We start from the raw sequence: 14,682 nt of genomic DNA, 5'->3' as shown, positions 1-14,682 counted from the left end.
GCGGGCGCAGCGCCCATAGTGACGCCATGTTAACCATTTGTTTACGATTTGCGCTGTGTGCGCTTTGGCTGCTGGCGCCCCCTGCGCAGGCGGCAGATATCACCGGAGACCTGCGTGTGATTGATGGCGATACGGTGGATGTCGGGCGGACCCGCGTGCGCCTTTATGGTATTGATGCGCCAGAGCGAGATCAGCCGTGCACAACGCTGAACGGGCAAAACTGGGCCTGCGGTGATTGGGTCACGCGGCAGGTGCAGGATTTGTTCGGCGGGCAGCGGGTGCGCTGTGTGGCCAAGGATACAGACCGTTACGGGCGCGTGGTGGCCAAGTGTTATGCCGGGGTTGCGGATATCGGGGCGCGGCTGGTGCAGGATGGTCTGGCCTATGCCTACCGCAAATATGCGATGGATTATGATCTGGATGAAAAAGCGGCCCTGGTTGCCAAGCGCGGCATTCACGGGTTCACGCTGCAATCGCCCGCACGTTATCGTCTGACCCGGATCAAGGGGCGCGATGCGCAAGATCCGAACTGTGCGATCAAGGGCAATATTTCGGCCAAGGGCAAACGGATCTACCACATGCCAGGGCAAAAGTTTTATGACCGCACCGGCATTCAGCCCGCCGAGGGCGAGCGGTGGTTCTGTTCCGAAGCGCAGGCGCGGGCCTCTGGGTGGCGGCCTGCGCGGCGCTGATTATTCGACCTGATAGGGCAGGACATCGCGGCGGTTCGGATCGACGACAAGGCGGCGTTCCAGCGGCGGCACCGCCCGTTGGTGACAGCCCTTGCGTTCGCAAATCCGGCAGGAAATCCCGATCGGTTCAAAGGCGCTGTCGCGGCTGGTGTCCATGCCATCTGCGTAGACCAAGGCATCCGCGTGGCCCACTTCGCAGCCCAATGCGATGGCGTAGCGGCGCACGGGCGCGCCAAAGCGGCCGCCCGGTTTGGTGATGTCGCGAGCCAGCGATATATATCGCACGCCGTCCGGTGTTTCGGCCAGTTGCCGCAGGAAATGCCCCGGCGTTTCAAAGGCGCGGTGCACATTCCAAAGCGGGCAGGCTCCGCCGAAACGGGCAAATTGCAGGCGCGTGGCAGAGTGGCGTTTGGTGATGGTGCCGGCCTGATCGACCCGCACAAAAAAGAACGGGATGCCCTTGGCGCCGGGGCGTTGCAGGGTGGAAAGCCGGTGCGCGACCTGTTCGATGGAGGCGCCAAAATGTCCGGCCAGCACCTCAAGATCATGGCGGCAGTCCTGTGCTTTGTCTTGAAATTGGCCATAGGGCATCAAGGCGGCGCCGGCGAAATAGTTGGCCAGACCGATCTTGGCAATTTCGCGGGCACCGGTGGAGTGAAAGCGGGCCAGATCGAGGGTCGCCTCAAGCAGGGGTTCCTGCCGGGTGAGGGCAACTTGCAGCAGCATTTGAAAGGTCTGGGTTTCAGGTGCGGCGCGGGCCGAGAGGGTCAGTGCCTTTTGCGCAGGGTCGTATTGGCGCAGGCGGTCGGCATCGGCAAAGCTGACGCTGACCCCGGCGTTGGCAAGGGCTGATGCAGCCGCAACGCGCATGTTGTGATGCCCACCTTCGCGGCTGGCGAAATGTTCGGCGGCGCGGTCAACCGCGTCGATGTAGTTGTCGCAATAGTGGAAGAAGTCGCGCACCTCTTCCCATGGCGAGGGGGAGGCGCTTGCGTCACCCCGGCCCAGTGCCTCGTCCAGTGAGGCGAGGCGTTCGTGGGTTTGGCGGTAGCTTTGGTGTAATTCGAGAAAGGCCCGCGCCAGCCCCGGCGCGTTGGATGCGGCAAGGCGCAGATCGGCGAGCGGTGGCATGTTCCCGCCAAAGACCGGGTCGGCCAGTGCCTCGCGCATGTCACTGACAAGGCGTTCGCCGTCACCCGTGCTAAGCTCGCTCACGTCCATACCGAACTCTGTCACCAAAGACAGGACAACAGTGGTGCTGACCGGACGGTTGTTGTTTTCCATCTGGTTGAGATAGGGCAGGGACACGCCGAGCCGGCCAGCAAAATCTTTTTGGGTCAGACCAACCCGCGTGCGCAGCTCGCGCAGCTTGGCCCCGGCATAGAGTTTTTGATTGGCCATGACGCCGCCCTTTGCAACTTTGCAGTTTGCGATAGCCTAGCTTTGCAAACTGTCAGCAGCAAGGTGCGGTGAAAGAGTTAACGTAATGCTAATCCCAGTGCTTTTTCGCGGCGGATCACCAGCGCGATTGAGATAACACCGGCGATGGCCGTCAGCAGCATGAGCCACAGCAGGGGATAGGCGCCTGTTTCGGGGGTCAGGAGCGCACCGGCCAACACCGCAAGGCCGGATCCGCCGCCGATCATGATCGCGCCGCCAAGGCCGGAGGCTGTGCCCGCCAGATGGGGGCGCACAGACAACATGCCAGCGGCAGCATTGGGTATACACAGGCCATTGCCAAGGCCGACCAATGTCATCAGTCCAAAGAAGGTTTCAGCGGTGCCATATCCGCTGAGGAAAATTAGCAAAGACACCGCGCCTCCCAGTGCATTGGCGATACAGCCCCAAAGCACCATGGCGTTGATGCCGAATTTGACCGCGTAGAGGCCGGTGAGGAAGTTGCCTGCAAAATAGCCGATGGCTGGGGCGCCGAAGTAGATGCCAAGCCAGAACGGGTTCAGCCCAAAGACCGTGCTGCCCACAAATGGCGCGCCACCAAGATAGGCGTAGAACGCGCCGGAACAAAAACCGGAGGCCATCGCATAGCCCCAGAACCGTCGGGCGCGGAGAAGTTCGGGGTACTCGCGGAACTGGCCGATCAGGGTCTTGCCGGAATGGCGGGCGGTTTCGCCCATGTCGGCCCAGACGATCAACAAAATCACCCCGCCCAAAACGGCCATCAACCAGAACGTAACAGTCCAGTCAAAGACCTGTTCAATTGCGCCCCCGATGGCCGGGCTGATCATCGGGACAAGGGCCACACCCATGGTGACATAGCCCATCATCGAGGCGGATTGGTCCTGTGAATACAGATCACGGATCACCGCGCGGCTGAGGACCATTGCCGTGGCGATGATGGCTTGGCCTATGCGAAAGATCAGGAAAACGGTGGCGTTGGGCGCGTAGATACAGCCCAAAGTCGCCCCGATGAACAGGACAAGCCCGCCCATCATTACCTTGCGGCGCCCCAGATTGTCAGAGATCGGGCCGATGAAGAGTTGCAAAATACCGCTGCAAAACAGGAACAGCGGCACCGATAGCTGCATCACCGCGTAATCCGTGCCGAAATACTCTGCCATATAGGGCAGGCTGGGTAGGAAAATGTTCATCACCATCGCAGACAGCCCCGCGAGGAGGATCAATGTCGAGATATGCGGTGGGGTGGTCCGATCCAGAAACCGGATAACGGGAGGGGCATTCATGCAAATGCAAGTATTCCCATGTCTGGGCAATGTCCAGAGAAGGTGGGCGAATTTGCAAGTTTGCAATTAGCTGCATCCATGATGGAAATACTTTGCAAATATTCACAAATTCACTTTGGCTGCCGCCCTCGCTTGGATAAGATGTGCCAAACTTATGCAGGGGTTCACCATGAAAGATATTCTGGAACAGCTTGAAGAGCGCCGCGAAACCGCGCGCCTTGGCGGTGGTCAAAAACGCATCGACGCGCAACACGGGCGCGGCAAACTGACCGCGCGGGAACGGGTCGAATTGTTGCTCGATGAGGGCAGCTTTGAAGAGTTTGACATGTTTGTCACCCATCGCTGTACCGATTTTGGCATGGAAAAACAAAAGCCTGCGGGTGATGGCGTGGTTACCGGCTGGGGGACGATCAATGGCCGTCTGGTCTATGTGTTCAGTCAGGATTTCACGGTCTTTGGTGGATCACTGTCCGAAACCCACGCGCAGAAGATCTGCAAAATTCAGGATATGGCGATCCAGAACGGCGCACCCGTGATTGGCATCAACGATTCTGGCGGGGCGCGTATTCAGGAAGGCGTTGCATCGCTCGCCGGTTATGCCGAAGTGTTCCAGCGCAACATCGAAGCCTCCGGCGTGATCCCGCAGATCAGTGTCATCATGGGGCCATGTGCAGGCGGCGCGGTCTATTCCCCTGCGATGACCGACTTTATCTTTATGGTCAAAGACACCTCTTACATGTTCGTGACCGGCCCTGATGTGGTCAAGACCGTGACCAACGAGGTTGTCACCGCTGAAGAGCTGGGCGGGGCAACAACCCACACCCGCAAATCCTCGGTGGCGGATGCGGCGTTTGAAAACGATGTGGAAGCCCTGGCAGAGGTGCGCCGCCTGGTCGATTTCCTGCCGGCCAACAACACCCAGATGCCACCCGTGCGCCCGTTCTTTGATGAGCCGGACCGGATTGAAGCCTCGCTTGATACCTTGGTTCCGGCCAATCCAAACACACCCTACGACATGAAAGAGCTGATCCAAAAGCTGGCGGATGAGGGTGATTTTTACGAGATTCAGGAAGATTTCGCCAAGAACATCATCACCGGTTTTGTCCGCCTTGAGGGGCGCACTGTGGGTGTGGTGGCAAACCAACCGATGGTTTTGGCGGGCTGTCTGGACATTGACAGCTCTCGCAAGGCGGCACGGTTTGTGCGGTTCTGCGATGCCTTTGAAATCCCGCTGCTGACGCTGGTCGATGTGCCCGGCTTTCTGCCCGGCACCAGTCAGGAATATGGCGGCGTGATCAAACACGGTGCAAAGCTGCTGTTTGCTTATGGCGAGGCGACCGTGCCGATGGTGACGGTGATCACCCGCAAGGCCTATGGCGGGGCCTATGACGTGATGGCGTCCAAACACCTGCGGTCCGATTTCAACTATGCCTGGCCGACAGCCGAGGTGGCCGTGATGGGCGCCAAGGGCGCAACAGAGATCATTCACCGTCAGGATCTGGGCGATGCAGAAAAGATCGCGCAGCACACCAAGGATTATGAAGACCGGTTCGCCAATCCCTTTGTCGCCGCAGAGCGCGGGTTCATCGACGAGGTGATTCAGCCGCGCACCACGCGCAAGCGGATCGCGCGGGCCTTTGCATCCTTGCGGAACAAGAAGGTCAACCGGCCTTGGAAAAAGCACGACAACATTCCGTTGTGAGGTGGTGATATGCGGTTTGTATCTCTTTGCCTCTTTCTTTGCTTTGGCTTGGCGTTTCAAGCTCAGTCCGGGCTACTTTGCGTTGGTCAAAACCCGCCGCATGAATTCAAAAATGGACGTGTCTGTTTTGGGGCGGGAGCTAATGCAGTTTTGACACTCGAAGATGGCACAAAGACTAAACTTTTGTATGCGAACTTTTGGACAGACGCGCGGTACAAGCGTCGGGATAAGCAAGAGAATGCAACGAAGGGCCTCAGTCTTTGTCGTCAGTACTTTCGCGAGCTAGTGGCCTTTGGCTCGAGAAAAGGACAGCGGCCTGAAAAGATAGAAGTCAGGCTTTTCTGGATAAACCGCGCACCTCGTGTGGCCTCGGACTATCGAGGGATTCCGGCCGTCGGGCGTGTAATCGTCATTGCAGACGTAAGGGCAAAGACCTGCGAGTTCTTGTAGTGATAGCTTGCAACAAGAAAACAGCACAGAGGCGTCTCTGGCCTGCAGATTGGAGCTTTGTGCGAGCTTATCAATTAGCGACACAGCACCTATCATGTTTGCGAAGCGGTCATTGGCGCTGCGTAAGGCACGGTTCGCGCAGGATTGAGAGGATTTTGCTATGACCCTTTTCAAAAACCAAGCCTTCGCCATCGCCCATGCGGATGATGGCAAATTCGAGGGTGCGGGCCTGCGGCCGTTTTTTGAGTATCGTGATCTGGGCATCAAGGATGCGACCAAGGGCGGCTACGGCGCCCATGTGATCCGCGCGGTTCCGGGGATGGAAAGCCCCGGTGCATGGCATTCGCACGAGTTGGATTTTCAGATGGTCTATGTCACCCAAGGCTGGGTGGTGTTCGAATATGAGGGGCAGGGGGAGCATCTGCTGCGGGCCGGGTCTTGTGTGTTACAGCCGCCAGGCATCAAACACCGCGAACTGCGCCATTCTGATGATATGGAGCTGATCGAGATCATCTCGCCCGCCGATTTTGCCACCCAAGAGGAAGACGCGCCATGATCCGTCTGGCTTTTGCACTGTTGCTGGCAGCGACGCCTGTCTGGTCCTTCGAGGTGCCATCGGGGCAACCTGTGGATCTGCAAGAGGTGCTGATTGACGATCTGGGCGACGAGATCTGGCTGCGGTTCCGGTTTGTTGCGCCGAAGATCTCTCGTGATGATGCGATGGCCGAGGTCAACGCGCAGGACATGCTGCATCTGTGCCAGGAAACTGCGCTGACCTATATCTCGGATTTCGAATTGGACGGGGATGTGATCGTTGTGTCGCTGGCCGACCGGCCCACCGAATTTGGCGTGGCCGACCCGGATGCAACCCAGTTTTTCGAAGCGTTTCGCGCCGATAATGGCTCCTGTATTTGGGAGAGTTACTGATGCAACCACAACATGTAGGGGGCGGTTTGCCACAGACACGAATGAATGAGGCTTTGGCGTCACAAACCCGCCGATTGACGGCGGAACCATATCAATCGACAGGCGTTTTGCTTATTCTGCGGCCAAGGCATACCCATGTATTCCTTACCTCAGAACCGGGGCGTGCGAGGCATCTAGCAGTGCAGCGCCCCATCAACAATGACAGGAGACACAGATGTCAAAGAGCATCAAACTGTTGGCAACGCTCGGCTTTGTTGCCGTTGTTGCCGCATGTACAAGCGGCCAGACCGAAGAAGAATTCGTGGTTGTCGACCCAGAGCCCATCTCGGTTGAGCCCACATACACAGGCAAATACAAGTAAGTCTGTTACAAGGCAGGCGACCCCGCCTGCCTTGATCCCCACCACCCTTTGTCAGGAGGGTGTGTGATGCCTGCCTATATGTTGAAACACCGCGGGTTTCCGGGCCGTTTGCCCGGCACTGACTTTCAATTCACCATTCGCCGCCCAAACCCCAAGGGGGTCACGCCGATCACCCGGCGCGAGCGTCGCCCAGATCGTCGCCCGCCGGATCGCCGGGCCGATGCCGCCTTTATGAAGGCCTTGTGGGAGGCATTTGGTGATCAACCGTTTGAGCGGGGCAATCTGGATGCGGGGCGTCTGTCGTGGCTGTTTGGCCGTGAGGTTTTGCCTGCCACCGATCCCTTCGATCCGGCAGACTACGAAGCCATCATGGTCATCGACGAAGCAATGGCCCGCGCCGCTTTCCCCGAAGCGTTTGAGGGGTAATCGGCATGTTTGCGCCACTCCTCCCCGCATTTGCGCGATCCTCAGCCGATTTTTCGGCATGGGGCGCGTCGGGCTTGGCCCTTGGGGCGGATTTGGACAGGGTCGGACCTGCAGGCGGCGCGACCAAAAACCATGCGCTGTTTGCACATCAAGACCAAACCCCTTCCCCTTATGGGCAGCGCACCGTCCCCCCGAATGTGCTGCCCGTTTTTTCCCGCAGGTGGCGCGGTCTGGATGGTCAGGCACAGGATCGGCCCGGCTGCGCGGAACCATTGGGCGCGTGCCGCGTTGTTCCTGCATATAAAAGCAGTGAAGGAACAGGCAGATGTCCATCAAACATATCATTCTCAGTCTTGCGGCCTGCGGCGGTTTGGCCGCTTGCGGTGACACGCTTGGCGAACAGGCGCTTGGCGGCGCGGCCATTGGCGCGGGCGCTGCGGCCATCACCAGCGGCAGCCTTGCGCAAGGTGCGGCCATCGGTGCTGCGGGCAACATCGCCTATTGCCAGCTCAATCCGGGCAAGTGCAACTGATCCCTCTCTAATCATTGCCAAAACGGCAGGCCGCGTTATTTGGCCCGCCCGCCTGGCACCCGCTTATTTGAACCCTGCGCAGCCTTCGCTGCGACAGGGTTTTTGTGTTTTCCTCAAGACCCAGAAGGATATCCCATGTTCAAGAAAATCCTGATCGCCAATCGGGGCGAGATTGCCTGCCGCGTTATCAAGACCGCCCGTAAGATGGGCATCACCACTGTCGCAATATATTCGGACGCGGATGCGCAAGCACTGCATGTGCAGATGGCGGATGAGGCCGTGCATATTGGCCCGCCCCCTGCGAACCAGTCCTATATCGTCATTGACAAGGTGATGGAGGCGATCAAATCTTCGGGCGCCGAGGCCGTGCATCCCGGTTATGGGTTCCTGTCCGAAAACAGCAAGTTCGCCGAGGCGCTTTCGGCGGCCGGTGTGGCCTTTGTCGGCCCGCCAGTGGGTGCGATTGAAAAGATGGGGGACAAAATCACCTCCAAGAAAATCGCGCAGGAAGCCGGGGTCTCCACCGTGCCGGGCTACATGGGCCTGATCGAGGACGCTGATGAGGCGGTCAAGATTTCCAATGAAGTTGGCTATCCGGTGATGCTCAAGGCCTCCGCCGGGGGCGGCGGCAAGGGCATGCGGATTGCCTGGAATGACGAAGAGGCCCGCGAGGGGTTCCAATCGTCCAAGAACGAGGCGACCAATTCCTTTGGCGATGACCGGATCTTTATCGAAAAGTTCGTCACGCAACCGCGCCACATTGAGATTCAGGTGCTCTGTGACAGCCATGGCAACGGTGTCTATCTGGGCGAGCGGGAATGCTCGATCCAACGCCGTAACCAAAAAGTCGTTGAAGAGGCGCCATCGCCCTTCCTTGATGAGGCCACCCGCAAGGCCATGGGCGAACAGGCGGTCGCGCTGGCGCTGGCGGTTGATTATGCCTCTGCCGGGACGGTGGAATTTATCGTTGATGGTGACAAGAATTTTTACTTCCTTGAGATGAACACCCGTTTGCAGGTGGAACACCCTGTGACCGAGTTGATCACTGGCGTTGATTTGGTCGAAGAGATGATCCGCGTGGCCAATGGCGAGAAACTGTCGATCAAACAATCGGATGTGAAGCTGAATGGCTGGGCGATTGAGAACCGTCTTTATGCCGAAGACCCCTATCGCGGGTTCCTGCCTTCCATTGGCCGTCTGACACGCTATCGCCCACCACAAGAGGTGGCTGCGGGGCCGCTGCTCGATAACAGCAAGTGGCAGGATGATGCGCCATCAGGGGCGACCGCGGTGCGTAATGACACCGGCGTCTACGAGGGCGGCGAGATTTCGATGTACTACGATCCGATGATCGCCAAGCTGTGCACATGGGCCCCGACCCGCGCCGAGGCGATTGAGCAGATGCGCGTTGCGCTGGACAGTTTTGAAGTTGAGGGGATTGGTCACAACCTGCCATTCCTGTCGGCGGTGATGGATCACCCAATCTTTATCAACGGGGATATGACCACGGCCTTTATCGCCGAGGAATATCCTGATGGGTTTGAGGGGGTTGAACTGCCCGAGGGCGAATTGCGCCGGATTGCGGCGGCGACCTCTGCCATGCACCGCGTGGCCGAGATCCGCCGGGCGCGGGTGTCGGGCCGGATGGACAACCACGAACGCAAGGTCGGTTCGGATTGGAATGTTGCCATTCAGGGACAGTCCTTTGATGTGACCATTGAGGCCGATCAGGACGGCGCGACCGTGAATTTTGCCGATGGTGAGGCGCTGCGCGTCAGTGGCGATTGGACGCCGGGGGATCAATTGGCAACCATGACAGTGGCGGATGCGCCGCTGATCCTGAAGGTTGGCAAGATTTCGGGCGGTTTCCGTGTGCGCACCCGCGGCGCGGATCTGCGGGTACATGTGCGCACCCCGCGTCAGGCCGAACTGGCCCTGATGATGCCGGAGAAGGTCGCGCCTGATACGTCCAAGATGCTGCTGTGCCCGATGCCGGGGCTGGTGGTGAAACTGGAGGCCGCTGTGGGCGATGAGGTGCAGGAAGGCCAAGCGCTTTGCACCATTGAGGCGATGAAGATGGAAAACATCCTGCGCGCCGAGAAAAAGGGTGTCGTGTCCAAGATCAACGCCAGTGCGGGCGACAGCCTTGCAGTGGACGACGTGATCATGGAGTTCGAATGATCCGATGACCGATGCGGTGCTGTCACTTCCATGGCTTCTGGCGATTGGCGCAGTGTTCTGCGCCGGTCTGCTGCTGTTGTGGAAAGAGGCGCGCACCGCAGGTCTGATCATCGCGCAGTTCTTTCTGACAATTGGCCTGCCGGTTGTCGTGATCCTTGGCGCTTTGGTCTGGGCGGCGCTGCCGTTTCTGGGGCAGTTGGAGACAGGTATCCAGCAGGCGATGATCGCGGGTTTGGTGATTGCCGTTGGCTGGCTGACCACGGCGATCTTTGCCGAATTGGCCAAGTCGCGTGGACGTGCGGAACGGCTGCGGGATTATCACAAGGCGCTTTATGCCGAGATCGGCAATACGCTGGAATCGCTATGGGTTGTGGGGGAAACAGAGGCCTATGTCGCCGCGTTGACCGAACGTATGGAAAAAGAGGCGGATTATGTGCCGTTTATCCCACGTGAGCATCACGATCATGTCTATGATGCGGTGATTGCGGAGATTGACGTGCTGCCACGGCAAACGATTGACGCCATCGTGGCCTACTACAGCCTGATCAAATCTGTGTCGGCCCTCGCCGATGACATGCGCGGCGAGACTTTCAAAACGCTCGATCCGCCACGGCGCACGGCGATGTATTCAGATTATGTCGGAATGCGTAAGCAGGCGTATTTGTTCGGGAAATACGCCCTGCGTTTGATCAAAGCCTATTCGGACGGCGGCGCCAGAGCGGCCCAGCAGATCATCAGTAGCCAGGGCGCGGACCTGTCCGCCACGTCACAGGGATCGGTGTGAAGGGTATGTTGGGATCTTTGTCCATATCAGACCTTCGTGTTGCTCATAGCTTTAATATAGGCAGCGCCGTGCCAGGGATCAAGGATCACTGGCCTTCGGGGCGATTGGCCTCTTTCTCTTCGCGGATCTCCCGTTGGCGGATGGGCATTTTGTCGATGCTGCGACTGATTTCGCGCACGTCCCATGGGAAGGGTTTGCGCAGCTTGATGCCGCCGTCCTTGCCCACCAACACCAACATAAAGCCGCGTGGCCGCATTTTGAGCCGCAGCGCAGAGCGGGCGGCAGGGTCTGTGTCGGTCAAAACAACGACATCCCGTTCGATCAGCGCCTCCGTGCGGGCCGCCAGCAGTTCCATCTGTTCAATAAAGGCAGGATCGTTCTCGCTGTCGGCAAAGACTACGACGGGGCGCTTTTTCCAGTGGAATTCGCTTAAATCGGCCATATCTGCGGCGCGAAACACAGTATCTTCGGGCGATGGTGCGCCCGTGTCAGCACCCAGTGCGGTGGCAAAAAATCCTGCAATAACAAGCGGTATAAGCGGTTTCATAAAGGCTCCTGTTGGAACAGATATAGGCGCTTTTGCAAGATTTGCGATGCAAAATCGGTTCGATTTTCGCTTTAAGCATTATGCAAGGGCTTTGGGCACATGACGGGGTATTCCCCTGCGTTCAGGCCGACGGGGGCGGCCTTGCTCAGCACGATTGGCGCCGCTGTTATGGATGTCATACTTCACCTTGGTGCGCATCGCACCGGGACGACCACGTTCCAGCATTATATGCGGGACCATGCCGATGATCTGGGCCAGCAGGGCACCGGGTTCTGGGGGCCGTGGCGCACCCGCAAATCGGTGTTTCCGGGTTTGTTTCCGGGGCCGGCAGCGGCCAACGGGCGCAACAGACAGGCCCATGCACAAGGCCGGGTTCGGGTTCTGGCGGCGCGGGCTGCGGATCTGGGGTTGCGCGATTTGTTGGTCAGCGACGAGAACATGATCGGAACGCCCCGCGCCCGCCTGCGGGCCAAAATCCTGTATCCGGCAATTGGCGAACGTTTGGCGCGGGTTTCTGCGGCCTTTGGTGGCAAGATCAGCCGTGTGGTTTTGTGCGTCCGTTCGCCTGATCTATGGTGGTCATCCGTGGCGGCGATGACCGTGGCGCGGGGGCACCCGATCCCCAAGCCGCGCACGTTTGAGGTGATCTCGAACCGCCAGCGCGGTTGGCGGGATGTCATCACCGATCTGTCCTGCGCCCTGCCGGACGCCCATATCGAAGTGCTGCCGTTTGAAACATTTGCCGGCCGTCCCGACAGCCTGCTGGAAGCGGCCATGGGCCGCGCAGCCCCCGTGGACCGCAATGCGCTTTGGCTGAACCGGTCGCCTGATTTGCCCAAGCTGCGCGAGGTGTTGGCCGCACAGGGCGCGGACCCGGCGCAATTGCCCGAAGGACCGGGCCGTTGGCATCCCTTCACCCCAGAACAAACCGCCCGACTGGCGGAAAACTATGCGGACGATTTGCATTGGCTGACCGCCGGTGCGGATGGTCTGGCCCATTTGACAGAGGATAAGATCCGGACAAGAGCAGAAAAAACGCTGCCGCCGGATCAGAGGACAAGAGGACAAGCTCATGACAGCGGACAAGGACACATCAAAGGAAACATGGCGTAGCACCGCCGAGGCGGAGTTGCGCGGGCGCAGTGTTGACGACCTGACATGGAACACCCTTGAAGGCATTCCGGTGCAGCCGATCTACACAGCCGAAGACCTGGACGGGGTCGATCATCTGGGCAGTATCCCCGGTAGTGCGCCGTTTACGCGCGGGGTGAAAGCGACGATGTATGCGGGCCGCCCCTGGACGATCCGGCAATATGCGGGCTTTTCAACAGCCGAGGAATCCAACGCATTTTACCGGCGCGGATTGGCGGCCGGGCAGCAGGGGGTCTCGGTGGCCTTTGATCTGGCCACGCACCGCGGCTACGACAGTGACCACCCCCGTGTTGAAGGTGACGTGGGCAAGGCGGGCGTGGCCATCGACAGCGTTGAGGATATGAAAATCCTCTTTGACGGCATTCCGCTGGACAAGGTCAGCGTGTCGATGACGATGAACGGCGCGGTGATCCCGATTTTGGCCAATTTCATCGTCGCGGGCGAAGAGCAGGGCCATGACAAATCGGTGCTGGCCGGGACCATTCAGAATGACATTCTGAAAGAGTTCATGGTGCGCAACACCTATATCTACCCGCCAGAGCCGTCGATGCGGATCATTGGCGATATCATTGAATATACTTCGGACCATATGCCGAAGTTCAATTCGATCTCGATCTCGGGCTATCACATGCAAGAGGCCGGTGCGAACCTGGTGCAGGAACTGGCCTTTACCCTTGCGGATGGCCGTGAATATGTGCGCACCGCGATAGCTGCTGGCATGGATGTGGACCGGTTTGCGCCGCGCTTGTCGTTCTTTTTTGCCATTGGCATGAACTTCTTTATGGAAGCGGCGAAATTGCGGGCGGCGCGTCTGTTGTGGCACCGGATTATGTCGGAGTTTGAGCCGAAGAACGCCAAATCCTCGATGTTGCGGACCCACTGCCAGACATCTGGCGTGTCTTTGCAGGAACAAGACCCTTACAACAATGTGGTGCGCACCGCCTATGAGGCGATGGCGGCGGCACTGGGCGGCACACAGTCGCTGCACACCAATGCGCTGGACGAGGCGATTGCCTTGCCGACCGACTTTTCCGCGCGCATTGCACGCAATACCCAGTTGATTTTGCAAGAAGAAACCGGGGTGACAAATGTGGTCGATCCGCTGGCGGGGTCTTACTATGTTGAGAAGTTGACCCATGATCTGGCCGAGGCCGCCTGGAAACTGATCGAAGAAGTTGAGGAAATGGGCGGCATGACCAAGGCTGTGGCCTCTGGCATGCCGAAACTGCGGATCGAAGAGGCGGCGGCGACGCGGCAGGCGAATATTGATCGCGGCACCGAGGTGATCGTGGGCGTCAACAAATACCGCCGCGAAAGTGAAGATCCGATTGATATTCTGGATGTGGACAATGTCGCGGTGCGTGAAAGCCAGATCAAACGGTTGAACAGCATCCGCGCTAGCCGCGACGAGGCCGCTTGCACCGCCGCATTGTCGGAACTGACCCGCCGGGCAAAAGAAGGCGGCAACCTGTTGGAAGGGGCAGTCGAAGCGGCCCGCGCACGCGCCACTGTGGGAGAGATCAGCATGGCAATGGAAGACGAATTTGGCCGCCACAGGGCCGAGGTGAAAACCCTCGCAGGTGTCTATGGGGCGGCTTATGAAGGGGATGAGGGCTTTGCCAACATCCAGAAATCCGTGGAAGAATTTGCCGAGGCCGAAGGCCGCCGCCCACGCATGTTGGTGGTCAAGATGGGCCAAGACGGTCATGACCGCGGCGCCAAAGTGATTGCCACGGCCTTTGCCGATATCGGGTTTGACGTCGATGTGGGGCCGTTGTTCCAGACGCCAGCCGAGGCGGCGCAGGATGCGGTGGACAATGACGTGCATGTGATTGGCATCAGTTCGCAGGCCGCGGGCCACAAGACGCTGGCTCCGCAGTTGATTTCTGCGCTCAAGGAGGCGGGCGCCGAGGACATTCTGGTGATCTGCGGCGGGGTTATTCCGCAGCAGGATTATCAGTTCCTTTATGATGCCGGGGTCAAGGCGATCTTTGGGCCGGGGACCAACATCCCATCGGCGGCGCAGGACATTCTCAAGCTGATCCGCGCAGCGAGGGGATGATCCAAAGGACATTTGGCCGGGGCCAAATGATTTGATGTGTTGAATGGGGGAGGCTGTCTGCCTCCCCGTCGTCCATCTGACTGGGCAGATGGCGCAAGTGGAAAAGTTGGGGGAGGCTGTCTGCCTCCCCCAAACCCCCTCCGAGAATATTTGTAGCCAAAAAG

Annotated in this window: 14 protein-coding genes; 11 read left to right on the top strand and 3 right to left on the bottom strand. The window is 59.0% G+C overall.

The genetic code is table 11. From position 1 onward, the window contains the following. Positions 1-26 precede the first annotated feature (26 nt). Entirely contained in the window at positions 27-692 is a 666-nt protein-coding gene (locus tag C8N31_RS14005) for a thermonuclease family protein (protein WP_025047736.1), read from the top strand. Here the strand turns inward: C8N31_RS14005 and C8N31_RS14000 are convergent, their stop codons facing one another. Both C8N31_RS14000 and C8N31_RS13995 read right to left on the bottom strand, forming a co-directional pair. Beyond that, positions 693-2,093 carry a helix-turn-helix domain-containing protein gene (locus C8N31_RS14000; protein WP_025047735.1) on the bottom strand — a complete coding sequence of 467 codons (1,401 nt, stop codon included), beginning with the start codon at positions 2,091-2,093 and terminating at the stop codon, positions 693-695. 77 nt (positions 2,094-2,170) lie between these two features. Continuing rightward, positions 2,171-3,394: a multidrug effflux MFS transporter gene (locus tag C8N31_RS13995; protein WP_025047734.1), complete on the bottom strand. Its 1,224-nt coding sequence runs from the start codon at positions 3,392-3,394 to the stop codon at positions 2,171-2,173. A 169-nt stretch (positions 3,395-3,563) separates the two neighbouring features. On the opposite strand from C8N31_RS13995, the gene C8N31_RS13990 reads away from it, so the two are divergent. The 8 genes from C8N31_RS13990 (at position 3,564) to C8N31_RS13955 (ending at position 10,757) form a co-directional block, all read left to right on the top strand. After that, positions 3,564-5,096 carry an acyl-CoA carboxylase subunit beta gene (locus C8N31_RS13990; protein WP_025047733.1) on the top strand — a complete coding sequence of 511 codons (1,533 nt, stop codon included), beginning with the start codon at positions 3,564-3,566 and terminating at the stop codon, positions 5,094-5,096. A 610-nt stretch (positions 5,097-5,706) separates the two neighbouring features. Continuing rightward, positions 5,707-6,102, top strand: a complete 396-nt coding sequence (locus C8N31_RS13980; protein ID WP_025047731.1) for a cupin domain-containing protein — start codon at positions 5,707-5,709, stop codon at positions 6,100-6,102. Beyond that, positions 6,099-6,473 carry a DUF6497 family protein gene (locus C8N31_RS13975; protein ID WP_081785664.1) on the top strand — a complete coding sequence of 125 codons (375 nt, stop codon included), beginning with the start codon at positions 6,099-6,101 and terminating at the stop codon, positions 6,471-6,473. Before C8N31_RS13980 ends, C8N31_RS13975 begins: the two co-directional genes overlap by 4 nt. A gap of 214 nt (positions 6,474-6,687) precedes the next feature. Beyond that, positions 6,688-6,834, top strand: coding sequence for a hypothetical protein (locus C8N31_RS20385; protein WP_162933395.1), 147 nt, complete (start codon positions 6,688-6,690; stop codon positions 6,832-6,834). A gap of 78 nt (positions 6,835-6,912) precedes the next feature. Beyond that, positions 6,913-7,260, top strand: coding sequence for a hypothetical protein (locus C8N31_RS13970; RefSeq protein ID WP_025047729.1), 348 nt, complete (start codon positions 6,913-6,915; stop codon positions 7,258-7,260). A gap of 325 nt (positions 7,261-7,585) precedes the next feature. Further along, positions 7,586-7,792: a hypothetical protein gene (locus C8N31_RS13965; protein WP_025047728.1), complete on the top strand. Its 207-nt coding sequence runs from the start codon at positions 7,586-7,588 to the stop codon at positions 7,790-7,792. Between the two features lie 135 nt (positions 7,793-7,927). Then, the gene (locus C8N31_RS13960) at positions 7,928-9,973 is read left to right on the top strand and encodes an acetyl-CoA carboxylase biotin carboxylase subunit (RefSeq protein WP_025047727.1); all 2,046 of its coding nucleotides are present in this window, start codon (positions 7,928-7,930) and stop codon (positions 9,971-9,973) included. A gap of 4 nt (positions 9,974-9,977) precedes the next feature. Beyond that, entirely contained in the window at positions 9,978-10,757 is a 780-nt protein-coding gene (locus tag C8N31_RS13955) for a hypothetical protein (RefSeq protein WP_025047726.1), read from the top strand. An 85-nt stretch (positions 10,758-10,842) separates the two neighbouring features. Here C8N31_RS13955 and C8N31_RS13950 read toward each other — a convergent pair whose 3' ends face one another. After that, positions 10,843-11,304 (bottom strand): DUF4174 domain-containing protein, encoded by a 462-nt coding sequence (locus C8N31_RS13950; RefSeq protein ID WP_025047725.1) that lies wholly within the window; start codon positions 11,302-11,304, stop codon positions 10,843-10,845. 99 nt (positions 11,305-11,403) lie between these two features. On the opposite strand from C8N31_RS13950, the gene C8N31_RS13945 reads away from it, so the two are divergent. Continuing rightward, positions 11,404-12,417, top strand: a complete 1,014-nt coding sequence (locus C8N31_RS13945; protein WP_231476755.1) for a hypothetical protein — start codon at positions 11,404-11,406, stop codon at positions 12,415-12,417. Further along, complete coding sequence (gene scpA / locus C8N31_RS13940; RefSeq protein WP_025047723.1) at positions 12,377-14,518, top strand: methylmalonyl-CoA mutase; 2,142 nt, start codon at positions 12,377-12,379, stop codon at positions 14,516-14,518. Before C8N31_RS13945 ends, scpA begins: the two co-directional genes overlap by 41 nt. Positions 14,519-14,682 lie beyond the last annotated feature (164 nt).

The organism is Sulfitobacter mediterraneus (genome assembly GCF_003054325.1).
GTDB lineage: Bacteria > Pseudomonadota > Alphaproteobacteria > Rhodobacterales > Rhodobacteraceae > Sulfitobacter > Sulfitobacter mediterraneus.
This window is presented reverse-complemented; position numbering and strand designations above follow the sequence as displayed.

Excerpts from the sequence above, each read along its gene's own strand:
- C8N31_RS14005 (WP_025047736.1), top strand. The coding sequence starts at position 27 with ATGTTAACCATTTGTTTACGATTTGCGCTGTGTGCGCTTTGGCTGCTG.
- C8N31_RS14000 (WP_025047735.1), bottom strand. The coding sequence starts at position 2,093 with ATGGCCAATCAAAAACTCTATGCCGGGGCCAAGCTGCGCGAGCTGCGC.
- C8N31_RS13995 (WP_025047734.1), bottom strand. The coding sequence starts at position 3,394 with ATGAATGCCCCTCCCGTTATCCGGTTTCTGGATCGGACCACCCCACCG.
- C8N31_RS13990 (WP_025047733.1), top strand. The coding sequence starts at position 3,564 with ATGAAAGATATTCTGGAACAGCTTGAAGAGCGCCGCGAAACCGCGCGC.
- C8N31_RS13980 (WP_025047731.1), top strand. The coding sequence starts at position 5,707 with ATGACCCTTTTCAAAAACCAAGCCTTCGCCATCGCCCATGCGGATGAT.
- C8N31_RS13975 (WP_081785664.1), top strand. The coding sequence starts at position 6,099 with ATGATCCGTCTGGCTTTTGCACTGTTGCTGGCAGCGACGCCTGTCTGG.
- C8N31_RS20385 (WP_162933395.1), top strand. The coding sequence starts at position 6,688 with ATGTCAAAGAGCATCAAACTGTTGGCAACGCTCGGCTTTGTTGCCGTT.
- C8N31_RS13970 (WP_025047729.1), top strand. The coding sequence starts at position 6,913 with ATGTTGAAACACCGCGGGTTTCCGGGCCGTTTGCCCGGCACTGACTTT.
- C8N31_RS13965 (WP_025047728.1), top strand. The coding sequence starts at position 7,586 with ATGTCCATCAAACATATCATTCTCAGTCTTGCGGCCTGCGGCGGTTTG.
- C8N31_RS13960 (WP_025047727.1), top strand. The coding sequence starts at position 7,928 with ATGTTCAAGAAAATCCTGATCGCCAATCGGGGCGAGATTGCCTGCCGC.
- C8N31_RS13955 (WP_025047726.1), top strand. The coding sequence starts at position 9,978 with ATGACCGATGCGGTGCTGTCACTTCCATGGCTTCTGGCGATTGGCGCA.
- C8N31_RS13950 (WP_025047725.1), bottom strand. The coding sequence starts at position 11,304 with ATGAAACCGCTTATACCGCTTGTTATTGCAGGATTTTTTGCCACCGCA.
- C8N31_RS13945 (WP_231476755.1), top strand. The coding sequence starts at position 11,404 with ATGACGGGGTATTCCCCTGCGTTCAGGCCGACGGGGGCGGCCTTGCTC.
- scpA (WP_025047723.1), top strand. The coding sequence starts at position 12,377 with ATGACAGCGGACAAGGACACATCAAAGGAAACATGGCGTAGCACCGCC.